The organism is Oxalobacter aliiformigenes, assembly GCF_027116575.1.
Taxonomy (GTDB): Bacteria; Pseudomonadota; Gammaproteobacteria; order Burkholderiales; family Burkholderiaceae_D; genus Oxalobacter; species Oxalobacter aliiformigenes.
The window spans coordinates 1,846,944-1,868,083 of the sequence record NZ_CP098252.1 but is presented as its reverse complement, the minus strand read 5'-3'; the positions used below and the strand labels follow the sequence as shown (position 1 = coordinate 1,868,083).

At 48.7% G+C, this 21,140-nt stretch carries 21 protein-coding genes; 12 read left to right on the top strand and 9 right to left on the bottom strand.

Features of this window, described 5'->3' with window-relative positions; all coding sequences use genetic code 11:
• Window positions 1–11: 11 nt before the first annotated feature.
• The 8 genes from bamA (at window position 12) to NB647_RS08615 (ending at window position 7,916) form a co-directional block, all read left to right on the top strand.
• A complete protein-coding gene (gene bamA / locus NB647_RS08650; RefSeq protein ID WP_416143427.1) occupies window positions 12–2,336 on the top strand; it encodes an outer membrane protein assembly factor BamA in 2,325 nt (774 codons plus the stop codon).
• Window positions 2,337–2,409: 73 nt separating this feature from the next.
• Window positions 2,410–2,904, top strand: a complete 495-nt coding sequence (locus NB647_RS08645) for an OmpH/Skp family outer membrane protein (protein WP_269284789.1) — start codon at window positions 2,410–2,412, stop codon at window positions 2,902–2,904.
• 14 nt (window positions 2,905–2,918) lie between these two features.
• Window positions 2,919–3,971 carry a UDP-3-O-(3-hydroxymyristoyl)glucosamine N-acyltransferase gene (lpxD, locus tag NB647_RS08640; RefSeq protein WP_269283028.1) on the top strand — a complete coding sequence of 351 codons (1,053 nt, stop codon included), beginning with the start codon at window positions 2,919–2,921 and terminating at the stop codon, window positions 3,969–3,971.
• Window positions 3,968–4,435: a 3-hydroxyacyl-ACP dehydratase FabZ gene (gene fabZ, locus NB647_RS08635; RefSeq protein WP_269264199.1), complete on the top strand. Its 468-nt coding sequence runs from the start codon at window positions 3,968–3,970 to the stop codon at window positions 4,433–4,435. Before lpxD ends, fabZ begins: the two co-directional genes overlap by 4 nt.
• Window positions 4,435–5,220 (top strand): acyl-ACP--UDP-N-acetylglucosamine O-acyltransferase, encoded by a 786-nt coding sequence (gene lpxA / locus NB647_RS08630; RefSeq protein ID WP_269264198.1) that lies wholly within the window; start codon window positions 4,435–4,437, stop codon window positions 5,218–5,220. The genes fabZ and lpxA overlap by 1 nt, the downstream gene beginning before the upstream one ends.
• 45 nt (window positions 5,221–5,265) lie before the next feature.
• On the top strand, window positions 5,266–6,408 hold the full coding sequence (lpxB, locus tag NB647_RS08625) for a lipid-A-disaccharide synthase (RefSeq protein WP_269283026.1): 1,143 nt from the start codon (window positions 5,266–5,268) through the stop codon (window positions 6,406–6,408).
• On the top strand, window positions 6,401–7,057 hold the full coding sequence (gene rnhB / locus NB647_RS08620) for a ribonuclease HII (RefSeq protein ID WP_269283023.1): 657 nt from the start codon (window positions 6,401–6,403) through the stop codon (window positions 7,055–7,057). The genes lpxB and rnhB overlap by 8 nt, the downstream gene beginning before the upstream one ends.
• Before the next feature lie 118 nt (window positions 7,058–7,175).
• Complete coding sequence (locus NB647_RS08615; RefSeq protein WP_269283021.1) at window positions 7,176–7,916, top strand: PIG-L deacetylase family protein; 741 nt, start codon at window positions 7,176–7,178, stop codon at window positions 7,914–7,916.
• Here the strand turns inward: NB647_RS08615 and ppsR are convergent.
• Window positions 7,913–8,773: a posphoenolpyruvate synthetase regulatory kinase/phosphorylase PpsR gene (gene ppsR / locus NB647_RS08610; RefSeq protein ID WP_269283020.1), complete on the bottom strand. Its 861-nt coding sequence runs from the start codon at window positions 8,771–8,773 to the stop codon at window positions 7,913–7,915. The genes NB647_RS08615 and ppsR overlap by 4 nt on opposite strands.
• 176 nt (window positions 8,774–8,949) lie before the next feature.
• Here ppsR and ppsA point away from each other — a divergent pair, with 176 nt between their 5' ends.
• The 3 genes from ppsA to NB647_RS08595 all read left to right on the top strand — a co-directional run bounded on the left by ppsA (window position 8,950) and on the right by NB647_RS08595 (window position 12,904).
• Window positions 8,950–11,382: a phosphoenolpyruvate synthase gene (ppsA, locus tag NB647_RS08605; protein ID WP_269283018.1), complete on the top strand. Its 2,433-nt coding sequence runs from the start codon at window positions 8,950–8,952 to the stop codon at window positions 11,380–11,382.
• A gap of 118 nt (window positions 11,383–11,500) precedes the next feature.
• The gene (locus NB647_RS08600) at window positions 11,501–11,944 is read left to right on the top strand and encodes an NfeD family protein (RefSeq protein WP_269283017.1); all 444 of its coding nucleotides are present in this window, start codon (window positions 11,501–11,503) and stop codon (window positions 11,942–11,944) included.
• Window positions 11,945–11,965: 21 nt separating this feature from the next.
• Window positions 11,966–12,904 (top strand): SPFH domain-containing protein, encoded by a 939-nt coding sequence (locus tag NB647_RS08595; RefSeq protein ID WP_269283016.1) that lies wholly within the window; start codon window positions 11,966–11,968, stop codon window positions 12,902–12,904.
• A 68-nt stretch (window positions 12,905–12,972) separates the two neighbouring features.
• Here NB647_RS08595 and NB647_RS08590 read toward each other — a convergent pair whose 3' ends face one another.
• The 8 genes from NB647_RS08590 to NB647_RS08555 all read right to left on the bottom strand — a co-directional run bounded on the left by NB647_RS08590 (window position 12,973) and on the right by NB647_RS08555 (window position 18,696).
• Entirely contained in the window at window positions 12,973–13,398 is a 426-nt protein-coding gene (locus NB647_RS08590) for a hypothetical protein (protein WP_269283014.1), read from the bottom strand.
• A complete protein-coding gene (locus NB647_RS08585; RefSeq protein ID WP_269283012.1) occupies window positions 13,395–13,928 on the bottom strand; it encodes a hypothetical protein in 534 nt (177 codons plus the stop codon). The genes NB647_RS08590 and NB647_RS08585 overlap by 4 nt, the downstream gene beginning before the upstream one ends.
• Window position 13,929: 1 nt before the next feature.
• Window positions 13,930–14,376 carry a hypothetical protein gene (locus NB647_RS08580; RefSeq protein WP_269283011.1) on the bottom strand — a complete coding sequence of 149 codons (447 nt, stop codon included), beginning with the start codon at window positions 14,374–14,376 and terminating at the stop codon, window positions 13,930–13,932.
• Window positions 14,377–14,633: 257 nt separating this feature from the next.
• Window positions 14,634–14,948 carry an MTH1187 family thiamine-binding protein gene (locus NB647_RS08575; RefSeq protein WP_269283009.1) on the bottom strand — a complete coding sequence of 105 codons (315 nt, stop codon included), beginning with the start codon at window positions 14,946–14,948 and terminating at the stop codon, window positions 14,634–14,636.
• Between the two features lie 28 nt (window positions 14,949–14,976).
• On the bottom strand, window positions 14,977–15,819 hold the full coding sequence (locus tag NB647_RS08570; protein WP_269264189.1) for an MBL fold metallo-hydrolase: 843 nt from the start codon (window positions 15,817–15,819) through the stop codon (window positions 14,977–14,979).
• A gap of 92 nt (window positions 15,820–15,911) precedes the next feature.
• The gene (locus tag NB647_RS08565) at window positions 15,912–16,256 is read right to left on the bottom strand and encodes an MliC family protein (protein WP_269283007.1); all 345 of its coding nucleotides are present in this window, start codon (window positions 16,254–16,256) and stop codon (window positions 15,912–15,914) included.
• 101 nt (window positions 16,257–16,357) lie between these two features.
• Window positions 16,358–17,128, bottom strand: a complete 771-nt coding sequence (gene murI, locus NB647_RS08560) for a glutamate racemase (RefSeq protein WP_269283004.1) — start codon at window positions 17,126–17,128, stop codon at window positions 16,358–16,360.
• A 26-nt stretch (window positions 17,129–17,154) separates the two neighbouring features.
• On the bottom strand, window positions 17,155–18,696 hold the full coding sequence (locus NB647_RS08555; protein WP_269283002.1) for a fumarate hydratase: 1,542 nt from the start codon (window positions 18,694–18,696) through the stop codon (window positions 17,155–17,157).
• Window positions 18,697–19,077: 381 nt separating this feature from the next.
• Between NB647_RS08555 and acs the strand changes: the two genes are divergently transcribed.
• A complete protein-coding gene (gene acs / locus NB647_RS08550) occupies window positions 19,078–21,060 on the top strand; it encodes an acetate--CoA ligase (RefSeq protein WP_269283000.1) in 1,983 nt (660 codons plus the stop codon).
• Window positions 21,061–21,140 lie beyond the last annotated feature (80 nt).

The window sequence follows — 21,140 nt, the reverse complement described above, 5'->3', positions numbered from 1 at the left end:
AAATGAGATTCATGAAATTATTTCATCGTTGTTTACCTTTTCGCCTGTCGGTTCTGGCTGCCGCAAGTGCGATCCTGTATTCCGGTCATGCATTGGCAATAGAGCCCTTTACCGTTAAAGACATTCGCGTTGAAGGAATCCAGCGTACGGAAGCCGGTACGGTTTTCAATTATCTTCCCGTGAGAGTCGGGGATACGTTTTCCGATGAAAAGGCTGCATCGGCTATCAAGGCGCTTTATGCGACCGGTTTTTTCAAGGACGTCAGAATCGATGCGGAAGGTGATATTCTGGTGGTCATTGTTGAGGAAAGGCCGGCAATTGCCAGTGTCGACTTCACCGGAGCGAAAGAATTCGACAAGGAAATGCTGATCAAGTCCTTAAAGGATGTCGGTCTCGGCGAGGCACGTATTTATGACAGGGCGCTGGTTGACAGGGCGGAACAGGAACTGAAACGGCAGTACATGTCGCGTGGGCTTTATGGCGTCCAGATCACGACAACCATTACGCCTGTCGAAAGGAACAGGGTCGCAGTCAATTTTACGGTTGACGAAGGAGAGGTGTCACGCATCAAAGAAATCAAGTTTGTCGGAAACAAGGCGTTTTCCGACAAGGAATTGATGGACAGGATCAAATTGCGTACACCGGGATGGTTTACCTGGTATACACGGGCCGACCAGTATTCGAAGGAAAAGCTGACCGGTGATATTGAAGCGCTGAAATCGTTTTATCAGAACAACGGTTATATCGAAATGCAGGTTGAATCGACACAGGTGTCGATTACCAGCGACAAGAAAGATATTTATATCACGTTGAATATCAATGAGGGCGACAAATTCACCGTCTCCGATATTCACCTGGAAGGGGAACTTTTTGGCCGTGAAGATGAGATCAAGTCACTGGTCGAATTGAAAAAGGGCGATATTTATTCCGGTGAAAAACTGACGGCAAGCTCCAAGAAAATTTCTGACTATCTGGGTAATTTCGGGTATGCCTTTGCCAATGTCAATCCCCAGCCGGACATCGACAAGGAAAAGAAAGAAGTCGCTTTTACCATCTTCATTGATCCGGGCAAGCGGGTTTATGTCCGGCAAATCAATATTGCCGGAAATACCAAAACCCGTGACGAGGTTATTCGCAGAGAATTCCGGCAGATGGAAGGATCTTGGTATGACGGCAAGAACATCAAACTGTCCCGCGACCGGGTGGACCGTCTCGGCTTTTTCACGGAGGTTTCGGTTGAAACACCGGAAGTACCCGGAACCGTCGATCAGGTTGATGTCAATATGAAAGTGGTTGAAAAACCGACCGGTAATCTCATGTTGGGAGCCGGCTTTTCGCAGGAAGACAAGCTGCTTTTGTCGGGATCCATTGAACAGCAGAATTTTGCGGGAACCGGTAATGATGTCGCCCTGACGGTCAATACCAGCAAACGTTACCGTACCATCGCACTGACGCAGAATACACCTTATTTCACGGACGATGGAATCAGTCGTCGTTATGAGCTGTTTTACCGGACGATCCGGCCGCCTTTGATCAACGATAACGATTATAAGGTCGAGACGTTGGGTGCCAATGTCAAGTTCGGTGTGCCGTTTACCGAAGTGGACAGGGTTTTTTTCGGTGTGGGCGTCGAAAGAACGGCAATGGATACATACTGGGATAGTCCGGAACGTTACAAGGATTTTGTAAAAGACTTTGGTGATGGATCGAGTGCCAGTGCTTATGCCATACCGTTGACCGTCGCGTGGGCAAGGGACAGCCGTGACAGTTCCCTTGTCCCGACAAAAGGCCGTTATCAGAAAGCCAATCTGGAAGTGTCGGCGCTGGGTGATATGAAATATTACAAGGCTTCCTATCAGCATCAGTATTTCTTCCCGATGTTCGAAGGAGGTACATTGGCTCTGAACGGTATGATCGATTATGGTAAAGGATTGGGCGGAAAACCTTATCCGGTATTCAAGAATTTCTATGCCGGCGGTATGGGAACCGTTCGCGGTTATGAGAGTTCGTCATTGGGACAGGTCGAGTACGATTGGGATGGCGATCGTGAATATCTTGGTGGTACCAAGCGGGTTGTCGGCAATATCGAGCTTCAGTTCCCGATGCCAGGCATGGGAGGGGACCGGACGTTGCGCTGGTTTACTTTCCTGGACGGCGGTAATGTTTTTACGGATGAACAAAACATTGATTTTGGTGATTTGAGATACTCGGCGGGGTTTGGTGTAAGTTGGGTGTCGCCAATTGGACCGCTGAAACTGAGTTATGGCTTCCCTCTCAATGCGAAAGAAGGGGACAGGAAAGAAGCTTTCCAGTTCCAGCTGGGTACCGGTTTCTAGGGAATTGGTGGCATAATTCATAATGTTGATTATTTTTTGGAGAAGCAACTTGAAAAATTTTGCTAAAACATTCATGACTGCAAGAAAAGCGGCTGTATTGGCATTCTGCTTTTGTGCTTTTGGACTGGTTCATGCGCAGGAATACAAGATCGGCTACATCAATCCGGACCGGATCATGAGTGAATCCGCACCGGCCAAGGCTGCCGAGAAAAAACTGGAAAGCGATTTTTCGAAACGGAACAAAGAATTGCGGGATACACAGGCTCGGCTGAAATCCATGGGAGAGAAACTGGACAAGGACATGCCTGTTCTGTCTGAATCGCAGCGGATCAAACGCCAGCGTGAACTGGCCGATCTCAGTCAGGATTTCCAGCGTAAACAGCGTGCTTACCGTGAGGATTTCATGCAACGCCGCAATGAAGAAATCGCCAAGGTATTCGATAGGGTCAACAAGGAAATCAACAAGATTGCCAAGGATGGGAAATATGACCTGATCGTGCAGGATGCCGTTTATATTTCTCCGCGTGTTGACATTACTGAACAGGTATTGAAAGCACTTAACAACTAACAAGACTGACCAGAATGTCGATAAATCTTCAGGAACTGGTTGACCGCTTCGGCGGTCAACTTATTGGTGATGGCAGTATCGAAGTGACAGGATTTGCCCCGCTGGATAATGCAGATTCCGAACATATCACTTTTTTGACCAATCCTCGTTTGCGTCATGAAGTTGGCCGGTGCAAGGCAGCGGCATTGATCATTTCTCCCAGGGACAATCAGCTTGTCGGCGATCTTTTCAAAGGCTCTCGCATCGTCACCAAGAACCCTTATGCCTATTTTGCTCATGCGGCGCAGTTGTTCGAGAGTTTCAAAACCGTTCCACCTGTTGCCGGAATTCATTCCAGCGCGGTTGTCGATCCTTCCGCAAAAGTGGCGCGCAGTGCGACGATTGGTCCTTTCGTCACGATTGAAGCCGGTGCAGAAATCGGAGAAAACTGTCTGATTGAAGCAGGCTGTTTCATTGGAAAGAATGCGAAAATTGGCGCGGGCTGTCATTTCTTTCCACGGGTTGTATTCCTCCAGGGCTGTGAAATCGGTGAACGGGGCGTGTTGCGTCCAGGTGCCGTTATCGGTTGCGAAGGGTTCGGATTTGCCAATGAAGATGGGGTATGGGTCAAGATTCCGCAGACAGGACGGGTGATCATCGGTAGTGATGTGCAGATCGGTGCCAATACCACGGTGGATCGGGGGGCACTGTCGGATACGGTTATTGAGAATGGTGTCAAACTGGATAATCAGATCCAGATAGGTCATAACTGTCATATCGGTGAAAATTCGGCGATGGCGGGGTGTGTCGGTGTAGCGGGAAGTGCCATATTCGGCAAACGCTGTACCGTTGGCGGTGCCGCCATGATCGGAGGACATCTCACTATTGCCGATGGTGTCCATATCACGGCAGCCAGCGTTGTGCAAAGTTCGGTTACAGAGCCCGGTGTTTATTCCGGTTTTTATCCGTTGGCCAAACATGCCGAGTGGGAAAAGACGGCTGTACTGACACGAAAACTGGGTTCCATGCGTGATAGAATCCGTGAACTTGAAAAAACCATCCAATCAATAACAAAAACGAAAAAATGAAGAGTTTGAATATTCATCAGATCAGGGAGTTGTTGCCTCATCGTTATCCCATGTTGCTGGTTGATCGCGTATTAGACTGGGAAGCGGGTAAGAAGATTACTGCCATCAAGAATGTCACGGCTAACGAGGAATTTTTCAACGGCCATTTTCCGAATCATCCGGTAATGCCAGGTGTGCTGATTATCGAGGCATTGGCTCAAACGGCAGCCATCTTCGCTTTCATGTCACATGACAGCAAGCTGGACAAGGATGCTGTGGTTTATTTCGCGACGATTGACAGTGCTCGTTTCAAACGTCCGGTTGAACCGGGTGATCAGCTTGTCATGGAAGCGGAACTGATCCGCAGCTCGAGAGGCATGTGGAAATTCAGGACGAGAGGTCTGGTGGATGGCCAGCTGGCGGTCGAAGCCGAGTTGATGTGCGCCATTCGGGGCGGTGTAGTCTCCCAGAAAGCAGATTCCTGATGGCCATTCATCCTACTGCAATAATTGATCCACATGCTGAGCTGGACAGTTCAGTGGAAGTCGGTGCTTATTCGATTATCGGCCCGGATGTCAGAATCGGGGCACGGACAAGGATCGGGCCTCATGTTGTTATCGAAGGACACACGACGATTGGTGAGGACAATCACATTTTCCAGTTTGCTTCTCTGGGGGGGGTACCGCAGGATAAAAAATATGCTGGAGAACTGACAAAACTGGAAATCGGTGATCGCAATACCATTCGGGAATTCTGCACATTCAATCTGGGAACCGTTCAGGACGAAGGTGTCACCCGTCTGGGGAATGACAACTGGATCATGGCGTATGTGCATCTGGCTCACGATTGCCAGGTCGGAAGCCATACGATTTTTGCCAACAGTGCGCAGCTGGCTGGTCATGTCCATATCGGCGACTGGGTTATTTTGGGAGGATTTACGCTGATTCACCAGTTCTGCCGGGTTGGGGATCATGCGATGACAGGGTTCGGTTCACATATATCCCAGGATATCGCGCCTTTCCTGATGGTATCCGGAACGCCGACATCGACTTATGGTATCAATTCGGTAGGACTCAAACGTCGCGGTTTCACTACGGAACAGATTGCCGATATCCGTAAGGCATACAAGACGGTTTACCGTTCGGGCCTGTCTCTTGAAGAAGCCAAGTCCAGATTGCTGGAAGAGGCCGCCGCTTCGCAGGAAGCGGCCGATTATATCCGGCAGATGCATACTTTTATCGAGGGGGCGCAAAGAGGATTGTTGCGATAACTCTGGAAAAAGGCTGTGTCCCCTGTATTTGAAAGGAACGGACAGATGAGATCGATAGCCATGGTTGCCGGAGAAACATCCGGGGATATTCTCGGCGAGACACTGTTGTCGGCATTACGTCCCCAGTTGCCCAATACCCTGATGCACGGGATAGGAGGGGCGCGGATGGCGAAATACGATTTCGTCAGCAACTGGCCCATGGAAAAACTGGCTGTAAACGGTCTGTTCGAGGTCTTGGCGCATTATCGGGAAATCCGGGGCATTCGCAATCATTTGCGCGATCATCTGCTGGCTGAAAAACCGGATGTTTTTGTCGGCATTGATGCGCCTGAATTCAATCTCGATCTGGAAGTTTCCCTGAAAAAGGCGGGAATCAGGACCGTACATTTTGTCAGTCCGTCTGTCTGGGCATGGCGCAGTGGCCGTATCAAGAAAATTGCTGAAGCCGTTTCACGTATTCTGGTGTTGTTTCCTTTTGAAGAGGCCATTTATCAAAAGGCTGGTATACCGGTTACTTGTGTCGGGCATCCTCTGGCCGAAGCGATTCCAATGAGACCCGATATGAATGCTGCACGGGACAATCTTGGACTGGACAAGGACAGGCCGGTAATCGCTATTATGCCGGGCAGCAGAATGTCCGAACTGAAATACAACAGTGTTCCTTTTGTTGAGGCGGCCAGGTTATTGTTGCAGCGTGATCCGGATATCCAGTTCATTATTCCCATGGCGGGAGATGAACAACTGGCATTCTTTACCCGTCTCATGAGAAGTGTCCGTCTCGATGATCTGCCGCTGAAACTCATGAGAGGACGATCCCATGCAGCTATCACGGCGGCAGATGCTGTATTGGTGGCTTCAGGAACGGCAACTCTTGAGGTGGCACTTTTCAAAAAGCCGATGGTTATTGCCTATCGTCTGATGCGTGCGACATGGGAGATCGCCCGTCATATTGTCAAACCTCCAGTCGGATTGCCCAATATACTGGCAGGAGAAATGATTGTTCCGGAATTGCTTCAGAATGCCGCCACGGGAAAAGCGCTTTCCGATGCACTCTGGTTCCAGTTGACGGATCAGGCGAACAGGAATCGTTTGCAGGAAAAATTTGTCGCCATGCATTATTCATTGCTGCGCAATACAGCGCAAACAAGTGCACAGGCAGTGCTTGACGTAATGAGACAGAATGACTGATACATTTCAGGATAAGCGGGTATCTTCCTTGCAGCTTTCTTTTGAAGACGTTTTTTCGTCCGGGATATCTCTTGTTTGCGGTGCGGATGAAGCGGGCAGGGGACCCATTGCCGGGCCGGTGTTTGCTGCAGCAGTCATTCTCGATCCGGATCATCCCATTGACGGTTTGAAGGATTCCAAAAAACTTTCGGAAAACCGGCGTGACGAACTGGCACAATTGATCAAAGAGAAAGCCAAAGCGTGGTCTATCGCGCAATGTTCCGTGGCAGAAATCGATGAGTTGAATATCTTATGGGCTTCCATGCTGGCCATGAAACGGGCAATCGAGATGCTTTCCATAAAACCGGAATTGGCTCTGATTGACGGTAACCGGTGTCCGAAGGAGTTGTCAATTCGTGCCAGAGCCATCGTCAAGGGAGATGACAGAATACCGGTTATCTCTGCCGCTTCGATTTTGGCCAAAACGGCCAGAGATGCCATCATGATGGAATTGCACAGTCAGTATCCGGAATATGGTTTTGACCGCCACAAGGGGTATCCGACAGCATTTCATCTGGCACAGCTGGAAAAATTCGGTGTTTCGCCGGTTCACAGGAAAACATATGCACCCGTCAGAAAAATACTGGAACGGAATGGTCTGACGGTTTGATTGGTTTTTTCGATATTATCCAATGATTGCTGCCTTCTCCTGAAGAACTTGATGAGTTGTCTTATTGTCCGGTTTGTGGAACAGGAAAGGTAACAACAGTTTTGACGAGAGGTTTTCAATGAATCTGGAATTTCTCCTGGCCGGGAAACGTCCTGTTGATCTTCGCAAAATCAATTGGCCCGGGAAACTGAAATTACTGGTAACAGCACCTCATCCTGATGATTTTGATGCCATTGGCGTAACGCTCAGGTATATGGTTGGTCAGGGACATGAGTTGTATGTCGTCGTTGCTGAAACGGGAAGCGGTATCGACAAGGTTTATGGTGCCGGAATGGTGCAGGATGACAGGCGGCAGTTGCGCGTCAGGGAACAGACCGCCAGTTTTCGTTTCTTTGGTTTGCCCTGTACGCATTACCGGTTTCTGAAACTGAACAATGAGAATGATGACCAGGTTGCGGATGATAGTGAAAACCGGATCTTTCTTGAAAAACTGATTCGTGAGATCAGACCGGATATGCTTTTCATGCCTCATGGTAACGATACAAATCGTGCTCATCGTGCCATGTATGCCATGATGAAAGCGATTGCATCGAAAGTTGAATGGCCCGTTGCACTGATGTTGAACAGTGACGTCAAAACAGTCGATATGAGAAAGGATTTTTATGTCCCGTTTGATGAGACACAGGCACAGTGGAAAGGCGAACTGTTGCGTTATCATGACTCGCAACACCAGCGTAATTTGCGTGACCGGGGCTACGGTTTCGATGAACGGGTACTGATGTTGAACCGGAAAACAGCTGCCGGACTCGGTATTTCGGAACCTTATGCGGCGTCGTTTGAACTTGAGTTGTGCAACTAGATTTTGGGCGACGGTTTTTCCTGGGCAGGGCTGGAAAATGCGCGCATATCGCTTAAAATTGCGGTGGAAATTTCCTCGATGGATTTTGATGTCGAGGAAAGATAGGGAATCCCCTCCAGATTCATCATACCTTCCGCTTCGGAAACTTCATACCGGCAGTTTTCCAGTGATGCATAACGGCTGTTCGGTCGTCTTTCGTTGCGAACCTCGGCAAGGCGTTCCGGCTGAATGGTCAGACCGAACAGTTTGTTCTTGTAGGATTCGAGTGAGGAAGGAAGTCTGCCGCGTTCGAAATCTTCCGGAATCAGCGGGTAATTTGCCACTTTCAGTCCATATTGCATAGCCAGGTACAGGCTGGTCGGGGTCTTTCCGCTTCTGGAAACACCGACCAGTATGACGTCGGCTTCGTCCAGATTCCTGTTGGATTGACCGTCATCGTGTGCCAAAGTGAAATTGATGGCTTCGATCCGGTTTTTATATTCTTCGCTTTCCATGTTCTGATGGCTTAAACCGATTTCCTGTTTGGGAGAAATGCCCAGTTCCTTTTTCAAGGGATCGACAAAGGTCTGGATGACGTCCAGATGCAACGCTCGCGCTTCTCTCAGGATACAGACCAGTTCAGGGATAACCAGCGTCGAAAAGACGATGGGCAGCAGACCTGTTTGCCGGTACTCGTTCTGGATCTGTTCCCTGGCATGACGGACTTTCTCGATTGTGTCGACGAAAGGGATGTGTACTCTCGAATAGGACAGATTGAACTGGGAAAGAACCGAGCGGGCCAGAGCTTCCGCTGTAATACCGGTACCATCGGATACAATAAAAACAGTACGTGCAGGGATATTCTGTTGTGTCGTCATATTTCAGCCTGTCGGAAAGAATAATCAAGGAGACGAATAATTTCTTCTATTGTAAGGATTATTTTTGAAAAACATAATGACACTGGCGGTACAATAAAGACGAATTTTATAGTTGTCGAAATATCGTGTCTTTCCTTCTTCGCAGACACGAATTCCATTTTCGCAAGGAGATCACTATGTCCGAAGCAGCTTCACCAGTACTCAACAACCAGGCTGTTTATGTCATTCCGTTTACAGACTTGAGAATGAAAGATGTTCCTTCAGTAGGCGGGAAGAACGCGTCTCTCGGCGAAATGATCAGCCAGTTGCAGGAAAAGGGAGTCAGGGTTCCGGGCGGGTTCGCGACAACGTCGCAAGCATATCGCGATTTTCTGTCTTACAGTACCAATGGCAGTGAAACATTGGCAAGGCGGATTGAAGACCGGCTGGCCGGTGTGGATATCAATGATGTCCGTGCGCTGGCGGATGCCGGTGCCGATATCCGCAAGTGGATAGAAGAAACTCCGCTTCAGCCACGTCTGGAAAAGGAAATTCTCGACCAGTACCGGCAGATGGTCAAAAATACGGCAGGTGAACTTTCTGTCGCCGTGCGTTCGTCCGCAACGGCAGAAGATTTGCAGGATGCCTCTTTTGCCGGCCAGCAGGAAACCTATCTGAATGTTGTTGGGGAAGAAAATGTATTGAAAGCGGTCAAAAAAGTTTTTGCATCCTTGTATAACGATCGTGCCATTTCATATCGCCAGCAGCGTGGTTTCAGACATGCAGACGTCGCCCTCTCTGCCGGTATCCAGAGGATGGTACGTTCCGATCTGGGAGCGTCCGGCGTCATGTTCACGCTGGATACCGAATCGGGTTTCAAGGATGTCGTTTTCATCACATCCAGTTATGGTCTGGGTGAGACAGTCGTGCAGGGAGCCGTCAATCCGGATGAATTTTATGTCCACAAACCGATGCTGGAGAAAGGCAAAATGCCGATTATCCGGCGTTCGATTGGATCGAAACTGATCGAAATGGTGTTTTCCGAAAAACCGGATACCGTCGAACCGGTTGAAACCGTGGAAGTCCCTGAGGAAAAACGCAAGCGTTTTTCCATCAGTGATGCCGAGGTGATCGAGCTGGCCAGATTTGCCGTGATTATCGAAAACCATTACGGATGTCCCATGGACATCGAATGGGGCAAGGATGGCGTGGATGGGAAACTCTATATTCTTCAGGCGCGACCGGAAACCGTCAATTCCCAGAAAACGGGAGAATCCGTACAGGTCTTCAAACTGAAAGAAAACGGGGCAGTTCTGACGTCAGGTCGTGCCATCGGTCAGAAAATCGGTATCGGTCGCGTTCGTATCGTGAAAGATCCATCCGAAATGGACAAGGTGCAGGAAGGGGATGTACTGGTTGCTGATATGACCGATCCGAACTGGGAACCGGTGATGAGAAAATCGGCGGCCATCGTCACGAACCGGGGAGGGCGAACCTGCCATGCCGCAATCGTTGCACGTGAGATTGGTGTTCCGGCTGTTGTGGGATGCGGAAATGCCACGGAAGTGTTGAGGGACGGACAGCTTGTCACGGTTTCATGCGCTGAAGGCGAGGATGGTCGTATTTACGAAGGGACGCTCGAGATGGAAGAGTCCCGTATCACGTACGGTACCTTGCCCGTTCTTCCGGTCAAACTGGCGATGAATGTAGGCAATCCGCAAATGGCGTTCAAATTGCAGGCCATTCCAAATGGTGGTGTCGGTCTGGCACGTCTGGAATTCATCATCAATGAGATCAGTGTTCACCCCAATGCCATTCTGGCTTATCCGAATGTCGATCCCGATCTGAAAAAAGGAATCGAGTCCGTTTCACGGGGATATGCTTCACCACGTGTCTATTATGTCCAGAAACTGGCCGAGGGGGTTGCCACGATTGCGGCAGCTTTCTGGCCGAAGCCGGTCATTGTCCGTCTGTCTGACTTCAAATCCAACGAGTACCGGACATTGATGGGCGGAACGCGTTATGAACCCGAAGAAGAGAATCCGATGATGGGATTCCGTGGCGCTTCGCGTTATATCGCTTCTTCATTTGCCGAAGCATTCCATATGGAATGCGAAGCGATGAAGAAAGTGCGGAATGAAATGGGACTGACTAATGTCGAGATTATGGTGCCGTTCGTCAGGACACTCAAACAGGCTCGTTCCGTCATCGATTTGCTGGCCGTCAACGGCTTGCGTCGTGGAGAAAACGGCTTGCGTATCATCATGATGTGCGAGGTGCCTTCCAATGCTATTTTGGCCGACGAGTTCCTTGAAATGTTCGACGGTTTTTCAATCGGTTCCAATGATCTGACCCAGCTGACGCTGGGGCTGGATCGTGATTCGGGACTTGAATTGCTGATGGCCGATTTTGACGAGCGTGACCCTGCTGTGCTGGCCCTGATTTCAAAGGCGATTGCCGCCTGCAACAGCCAGGGAAAATATGTCGGTATTTGCGGCCAGGGGCCATCGGATCATCCGGATTTCGCACGCTGGCTGATGAAACAGGGAATCGATTCGATGTCACTGAATCCGGATTCGGTCGTTTCAACCTGGAAGACATTGGCGGAAAGTCAGACGAAAGGCTGCTGAATTTTCCGGGACCTGGCGGGTGGGGATTATCGCGACAATCCGTCAGGCCGCCGGTCGTTTGCCTTTTTCCCTGTCATCCTATAATGTGATCAGGTGTTTGCCGATATGAAATAAACGGATGACAGACTGGATGATATGGTTTGCTCTCGCCGGTATACTGGTGGCAGCGGAAATTTTCACGGGAACATTTTATTTGTTGATGATCGCCGTCGGTTCTTGCGCCGGTGGCATTGCCGCAGTGGCAGGTGTTCCTTTTTATGGCCAGTTTATCGCAGCAGGGATAAGCGGTGGTGTGGTGACACTTGCTTTGCGCAATAGCCGGCTGTTTAAGAAACATCGGGTTCATCCGCAGAGAAATCCTTCCGTTCTCCTCGATATCGGGGAAACTGTTGAAGTCCGGCAATGGGAAAATCCGCAAAACGGTATTTATCGGTCGCGGGCCAGTTATCGCGGTGCTCTTTGGGATGTGGAACTGCTTCCGGCAGGCAGGCCGGAAGCCGGATTGTTCATCATTCGTGAAATACGGGGAGCAACCCTGCTTGTCGAAAATAGCAAGACATGATTTTTTCAACTTTTTGACTGGATGAGGTTTCGATTGGAGCCACTGTTTCTTGTTTTTGTTTTTCTTCTCGTAATCATTGTTTTTGTGGTCAAATCGGTCAATGTCGTGCCCCAGCAGCATGCCTGGGTCGTTGAACGTCTTGGCAAATATCATGCGACGCTGGCGCCGGGACTGAACATCGTGGTTCCTTTTATCGACCGTATCGCGTACAAGCACAGCCTGAAGGAAATACCGCTGGATGTGCCTTCGCAGATTTGTATCACAAAAGACAATACGCAATTGCAGGTGGATGGCATTCTTTATTTCCAGATTACAGATGCCATGCGTGCGTCTTATGGTTCTTCCAATTACATTGCCGCCATTACCCAGCTGGCCCAGACGACATTGCGTTCGGTGATCGGCCGCATGGAACTGGACAAGACTTTTGAAGAACGTGAATATATCAATACCTGTGTCGTCAGTGCTGTCGATGAATCGGCGCAGAACTGGGGAGTCAAGGTTTTAAGGTACGAAATCAAGGATCTGACGCCACCGGCTGAAATATTGCAGGCCATGCAGGCCCAGATAACGGCCGAACGGGAGAAGCGTGCGCTGATAGCGGCTTCCGAAGGGCGCAAGCAGGAACAGATCAATATCGCAAACGGGCAGCGGGAAGCGGAAATCGCTCGTTCGGAAGGTGAAAAACAGGCGGCGATCAACCGTGCCGAAGGAGAAGCGGCAGCTATTATCGCTATCGCTGATGCCAATGCTGAAGCATTGCGCAAGGTCGGACAGGCGATTTCCGCACAGGGAGGTAGCGATGCAGTGAATCTGAAAGTTGCCGAACAATATGTCGCTGCTTTCGAACAATTGGCGAAAACCAATAATTCGATTATTGTTCCCAGTAACCTGAGTGATATGAGCGGCCTGATTGCCAGTGCATTGCAGATAGTTGATTCACAAAAGAGAAGCCGGGAATAGAAAAAAACAGATTGTTTATTGGAAAAAGGCATGATTTGTCATCATGCCTTTTTCAAGAGGATTAAGATTTAGTCTACAGCGTTTGCACTAAGAAAAAGTGATTTTTCTAATGCACTGAAAAAATCTTGGTAGATTTTAGGATTTTTGACAGGGGCTAAATTGAATTGTGCATTTGCACGGACAATGGTTTTATCTTTTCCTTTTTGTCTCGATACCACTGTTATTTTTACTTTTTTGTTACCATCTACCTTGGTAGCTGTAACGCTGCCTAGCAGATAGTCGGCGCGATCAATGATAAATCCGAAATCCTGTAAAGTGGAAATGGTAGCTCTTAATACGCGTTCTTTATCATTTGTATCAAAAGAGCGAGTTTGGTAATTGCGGACTTGCAGTTGCGTCTCACCATTGGTTTCGAGAACAGTCTCACTAGTTGTTTGACAGCCGGTTAATATGAGAGAAGTGGCGAGAATACAGGGAACTAAAAATTTTTTCATATGTTATGCGCTTCAAGGAAAACAGATTTGGAGAGTTTGTCGTGAAAGCCAGTATATAGTTCCGGGTCACGCAATGTTTCTTCTCTTGTACTACCGTTTGTCAATGTTACGATTCTTTGAAAAGTGATGCGCACGGTGTGATTCTTGAGTAATGCTTTCCCGTTATTATCCATAACTGGTTTGACAACCAGGGAAACTCGAATAGTTTGATCTTTGCTCATAGGCGTTGGGTGCGATCCAAGCAATGCCAAGAGAATATTGGCCGCTATTTCTCCACCATTGGTGGCATCGCGTGTTTTACTTGATGTCAAGACACCAAGTTTTGTTTCGGAATTTTCAAGCGTATAGCCGAGATCTTGCAAAACATTGGAACAAGCTATTAGCATTTCTTCTTCGGTCAATCCTTCGTAACGCCGAGTTTCCAATTGTCTTTGTGTTAACATTTCTTTTGTTGGGACAAAAAGATCGTTGGGCGGTTCCATTGCGCATCCAGCGATTAATGCAGCGAGAAAAATGGTCAGTTTTTTCATGTCAGAATCTCGATGTGTGATATGCAAAATCCCTAACTTTGCGATCAGAATCAAATTTGATAATAATTGTAAGGGTTCTCTGACTTGTCGATGACGCACCACTTGCAGCGTTAAAACCTGCTCCTCCTATTCCCCCTGCTGATGAACCGAATCCAAGAATTAGAGCGCTTACACCACCATTACTAGTTGAATAAGCATGATCTGTCGCGATTTTGTCATAAATCCAGACTTCTCGTCGCTGTTCATCTGTAGAAACGATATTAGGAGATCCTAATACTTGAGCGACTTCTGCACCGCTCATGCCAACACGAATTTCTTTTTGCACTGTTCCAACGGAAATTCTATCCGTTGCATTATCCTGTACTTGTTCACGATGGAAGGCTGTTGTTTGACATCCCGTACTCAAAAGCAAAATGGGTAGCAAAAAGGCAATTTTTCTTGAATGCATGGATTTTTCCTAAATAATTTGACGACACTACATAAGGTAGTGTTGCTCCAAGATAGACTTTAAAATGGTTTTTTGTCGATAAGTGGGTAAACGTGACAATTTTAACATGTCAAATAAAGTTCCTTGCCACAAGAGTATTGGTAACAAAAACCAATTTTTCCATCTGAGTCGATCTCATTAATGAAAAATCAACCAAGAAAACGGAAACACAGGCATTCTTGTTTGGCAAGGTTCTCTAACGTTACAAGGAGAAAATATCAATTTTTCTTGACCAGATCGCGTCCCAGTTTGTCTTCAACCGATTGAACCTTGCTTTTCAGGCGGGATTGGTTGCCGGCACGATAATCGACACGGGTCATGACACTGATGCGGTCGCAATCTTTGGCAAGTGCCTTGAAACAGTCGCCGACCACTTTCATGACGTCATCCCATTCTCCTTCGATCGTGGTGCTCATGGCGGAAAACTGGTAAGTCAGTCCGCTTTTGTCGATAATGTCCATGCAACGGGCAACATAGGGACTCAGGCTGGTTCCCTTGTCATTCGGAAAAATAGCCAGTTCAAGCAATACCATAAAAATTCTCCTGTAATCAGTCAGTAAATCAGGCTTTAACCGTGTAGCCGGAACATCCCCATTTAACGATATCGCTGCCGATGGCTTCGATCATTCGGGCAACAGGTGTTGCTCCTGTGCAGTGGCAGGGTATCAGAATATCCGGTTTCCAGCGTTTCATATTGTCGAAAGTATATTGCAGGCGAGCTTCATCGGCGTTAACCAGATGCATGCCTCCGATGATTCCGTGAATCCTGTCGATACCGGATATCTGTTTGATATATTCCACTGTATTAACGAGACCGGCATGACAGCAGCCCAAAAGGATCAACAAACCTTTGTCGGTTTCGAACCACATGGACTGGTCATCTTCAATCAGATCATCGACGCCCCGATGGTCATCCAAAAAGAAAGGACCACCGGTATCTTCAAGTGGCGAATTGCGGGGAACCGGACCGGTCAGGCCGATTTCCGGAGTCAGGTAGCGGGGAGTGCCCAGTTCGCAGATACGGTTGGAGGAAATGTCGGACAAGGCTTGTCGGGATGCTTCCGGCATGCCGATGGAACGAGGTGCCGTTCCGATCTTGCAACTGTATCGTGTAATATCCAGATTGTAACAACAGTAGATACGGGCATGGTCATTCAGTGCCAGAAATTGCGGGATCTGGCCGGTATGGTCAAAGTGGCCATGACTCAATACCAGTGTATCCGCCTGTTTCAGGTCAATATTCAAACGTTGGGCATTGGATAACATGCCGCCGATTTGTCCGGTATCGAACAGGATATGGCGGTCTTCTGTTTCGATCCAGGCCGAAAAACCGTGTTCCTTTGCCAGATTTTCGTCGAACGATTCGGTATCGACCAGTACAGTGATTTTGACTGACGTGCTCACGAATACATCTCCCCTTGGTTGGTTGAAATGGAATCAGGATCAATAGTAACAGAAGACAAGTTCTGTCGGCGTTTTTCATGCCGTTTGACCGGCTATTTCAGAACTTGTGTACAGCGTTCCAGAAGATCGCCAGTTTCCTGGTTGGTATCCACCTTGAACAGTGTGCCGTCCTGACCTTTTGTCCACCAGATGAGGTCTTCTCCTGTATAGCGGGCACCGCTGGCAGAAACAGCGATTTGCATGGGAATTTCTTCCTGTTTGTACAAAATTTCGGCAGATTCCGTTGTGGGATAGGTGACGATAATCCGGTTTCCGCTGTCACACTGATAACTGATCGCCTTGGGCGGGAGAGGGAGCAGGTTCTGGTTGATATCGTTGCTGTCGGGTGTACTGCAAGCGGCCAGAGGAAGAAGCAACAAAAGTAGCAAGCGTTTCATGATCGTTCTCCGTGATTGATGGCTCATCTGTCAGTCAGATTGAACCGGATTTTATAATGATGCGTAAAAAACAGGCATGTCGGTTTGCAGCAGCCGAAGGATCAGGCGCGAAATTGTTTCCGGGTTGCCTGAAGTGAATGCACGCATTGTCCCTTCCGGATTTTTTTTCGACAGTTCAGACCGTAAATATCCAGCAAGTGTTTCAGCTGGCGGGCTACGGCATATCCGGTGTCGATGATATTCAGTGCGCGATTGCCGTATTCTGCGGCCACTTTTTCAATAACATGCCGGATGAATGGATAATGTGTACATCCCAGTACGATTGTATCGGCTTTCTGTTCAAGGAGCGGACCCAGATATCGGCGTACCAGACTGAAAATCGCTTGTGAATCCAGCTCGGCGTGTTCAATCAGATCAGCCATACCCGGACAGGGTTGCATAATGAAATGTACGCCCGTCCGATCGTTCAACAGCTGATGCAATACATGAAACTTGTTGCTGGCCAATGTCCGTTCCGTTGCCATGACGCCGACAATGCCGGTGATGGTTTTGGTTGCCGCCGGTTTCAGTCCGGGTTCCACTCCGACGATTGGCAAATCGGGATAATTGTCCCTCAAAAGATGGATTGCTGCGGCTGTGGCGGTATTGCAGGCGACGACCAGTGCCTTGATCTCCCGTTCCAGCAAAAAACCGGCGATTTTGAAGGATCGTTCGATAACGAATTCTTCCGGTTTGTCACCGTATGGCGCATAACCTGAATCGGCGAAATAAATCAGGTTTTCAGTCGGTAACTGGGTGCGGATATGTCTTAGAACAGACAGCCCTCCCACACCGGAATCGAAAACACCAATCGGGCCGGAAGATGAAAGCATGATGGGAATTCCCGGAAATGAATCGTTCAGTTCGATGCAAGAGGAATTTTTCCATCACGGAAATTGGCAATCCGTGCCGACCATTCGGCGGGGCCGGTTGTATGAAGCGACGTACCATTTGAATCGACGGCAACGGTAACCGGCATGTCTTTTACCTCGAATTCATAAATGGCTTCCATCCCCAGATCGGCAAAGGCGACCACTTTGGCATCCTTGATCGCACGTGCCACCAGATAGGCGGCGCCCCCCACAGCAATCATATAAGCTGATTGGTGTTTCTTGATCGCCTCGATGGCAGCCGGACCTCGTTCAGCTTTTCCGATCATGGCAATCAGACCGGTTTGACCCAACATGGTTTCCGTGAATTTGTCCATTCGGGTCGAAGTGGTCGGACCTGCAGGACCGACTGCTTCATCGCGGACCGGATCGACAGGACCGACGTAATAAATGACACGGTTGGTAAAGTCGACAGGCAATTTTTCACCACGAGCCAGCATATCGGCAATCCGTTTGTGTGCCGCATCACGACCTGTCAGCATTTTGCCATTTAAAAGCAGGGTTTGTCCGGGTTTCCATGAAGCGACCTCATCCTTTGTCAGCGTATCCAGATTGACCCTTACCGATTTTTCCACATCAGGGTGCCAGTTGATTTGCGGCCAGTCTGACAAGTGTGGCGGGTCAAGGTATACCGGGCCGGAACCGTCCAGTACAAAATGGGCGTGGCGGGTTGCCGCACAATTCGGAATGATGGCAACCGGCTTGGATGCGGCATGAGTCGGGTACATGTTGATTTTGACATCAAGAACCGTTGTCATACCGCCAACACCCTGTGCACCGATACCTAATGCATTGATTTTGTCGTACAGCTCGATACGCAATTCTTCCAGCCGGTTTTGCGGGCCACGCTGTTTCAGTTCCGCCATGTCGATGGTTTCCATTGCCGCTTCTTTAGCCATCAAAACTGCTTTTTCTGCTGTGCCACCGATACCGATGCCGATAATGCCGGGAGGGCACCATCCTGCCCCCATATGTTTGACCGTGTCAATGACATGGTCAACAAGGGAATCGGAAGGGTTCAGCATTTTGAGTGATGACTTGTTTTCCGATCCTCCTCCCTTGGCACCGAGGGTGATCTCTACCGTATCTCCCGGAACGATATCCATCATGATGATGGCTGGTGTATTGTCTTTCGTGTTCTTGCGTTCAAATTGAGGGTCATTGACTACAGAAGCACGCAACTTGTTCTCGGGAAAAGTATAGGCCCGTCTTACTCCCTCGTTTACCGCATCGTGAATACTGCCGGAAAATCCTTCCCATCTGACATTCATGCCCACTTTCAGAAAGATATTGACGATACCCGTGTCCTGGCAGATAGGGCGTTTGCCTTCCGCGCACATCCGTGAATTGGTGAGAATCTGTTCGATAGCATCTTTTGCCGCGGGACTTTGTTCTATTTCATAAGCTTGCGCAAGATGTTTTATATAGTCGACAGGGTGGTAATAACTGATGTACTGAAGCGCTGCGGCAATGGAATCGATCAGGTCTTCCTGCTTGATGATGGTGGTCATATGCGTACTGGATTGAGTTCAAAAAGGGGCAACAGAGCCTGTTTGTCAGTGTATGGGCATATTTTAAAGCCTTCTGTCACTGGATGTGAATGAAATGCACGGCAAATATTCGTGAAAGGCCGAAAGAGATTTGACTAAATGAGAAAGTTCGGATATTGTCCTCTTTTTATATCAATTGATTATATATATTATTATTTTTTTTTATAAGATAAATCCTGAAACGTGACATTCCTGATATGTGGCAGGGAATACGAGAACCGTGTTTTGAAATGGAAGCGACACTTTCTTGCAGGAAGTCGCTTGATGAAAATGGTCTTGTTCAGGAGAAGAATTCAGTCGTCACCGTCAACGTACAGGACGGATTAAAACAGGAGTGACAATATGGCAGCCAATCCATCCGAGAAGAAAGAAACACAATTTTATTATCCATCCGAGGCATTCGTGCAGAACGCCGCGATTTCAGGAATGGATGCTTATCATGCACTGTGTCGGGCCGCAGCGGAAGATTATGAAGGTTTCTGGGCCGAACTGGCACAGGAAAACGTTTTATGGCGCAAACCGTTCACCCGGGTACTGAACGAAACCAATCCACCGTTTTACAAATGGTTTGAGGATGGTGAACTGAACGTATCGTGGAACTGTCTTGACAAAAATCTTGACAATGGCAATGCAGAAAAAGATGCCATTATTTTTGAGGCGGATGACGGCACGGTAACGAAAGTGACTTATCGTGAATTGCACCGTCGTGTCTGCAAACTGGCCAATGGACTGAAATCGCTGGGTGTCAGAAAAGGTGATCGTGTAGTGATCTATATGGCCATGTCAATAGAAGCTGTCGTTGCCATGCAGGCATGTGCGCGGATTGGTGCTATCCATTCCGTTGTTTTCGGCGGGTTTTCTGCTCCGTCGCTTGGCGAGAGAATCGAAAATGCAGGAGCAGTCGCTGTCATTACGGCTGATATGCAAATTCGTGGTGGACGTCGTTTGCCATTGAAAGCCATTGTGGACGATGCTCTTGCCATGAGTGAGAGCCATACCGTCAAAAATGTGATCGTTTATCAGAGGACGGACGAGGAAATACCTTTTGATAGGGAGCGTGATCACTGGATGCATGAATTGACTCGGTCTCAATCTGAAATTTGTCAACCTGAGTGGGTCAATGCCGAGCATCCATTGTTTATTCTTTATACTTCAGGTTCTACCGGCAATCCGAAGGGGGCACAGCATTCATCCGGAGGTTATTTGCTCTGGGCCATTATGACCATGCGCTGGACATTCGACATCAAGCCGACCGATATTTTCTGGTGCACGGCCGATATCGGCTGGATTACCGGACATACCTACAATGCCTATGGTCCCCTGGCAGTCGGAGCGACGATCGTTCTTTTCGAGGGGGTCCCGACTTATCCACATGCCGGTCGTTTTTGGGAAATGATCGAAAAACACAAAGTCAGCATTTTCTATACGGCACCGACTGCCATTCGTTCATTGATCAAGGCCAGCAGCGAAAACCGGCAATTCGCGCCGGAACAATATGATCTTTCCAGCCTGCGGTTACTCGGTTCCGTCGGCGAGCCGATCAATCCCGAAGCATGGCTCTGGTTTTACAAACATATCGGCAAGGAACGCTGTCCGATTGTGGACACTTTCTGGCAGACGGAAACCGGTGGACATGTCATCGCACCGATGCCGGGTGCGACGCCGCTGGTGCCCGGTTCATGTACCTTGCCGCTTCCGGGATTGTCTGTCAGTGTCGTTGATGAAACGGGACAGGAATTGCCGTGGGGACAGGGTGGTATTCTTGTCATCAATCGGCCATGGCCTTCCATGATCCGGACAGTATGGGGCAATGATGAGCGTTACAAGACCCATTACTGGCCGGAAGAATTGGGGGGCAAATTGTACCAGGCCGGCGATGGCGCCATACGTGATCCGGAAACCGGTTATTTCACTATAACCGGACGTATCGATGATGTGTTGAACGTATCAGGACATGCTCTGGGGACCATGGAAGTCGAATCGGTTCTTGCCGCGCATCCCATGGTGGCGGAAGCGGCTGTTGTCGGCAAACCGGATGATCTGACGGGGGAATCCATTTGCGCATTTGTTATCCTGAAAGATGAATTGCCTCAAGGCGATCAGGCGAAGTCCATTGCTTCCGATCTTCGGAAATGGGTATCGAAAGAAATCAGCCCGATTGCCCGGCCCAAGGAAATCCGTTTTGGTGAGAATTTGCCGAAAACCCGTTCCGGAAAGATCATGCGTCGTTTGTTACGTGTTATTGCCAGAGGAGAGGAAATTACGCAGGATATTTCCACACTTGAAAATCCGGCAATCCTCGATCAGTTGCGCAATTCGTTGTGAGAACGCCAAAAAATTGTCATAAAGATGAGGAAAATCCTCATCTTTATGCTAAAATATTTCGCTTCACAAGTAGTCCATTG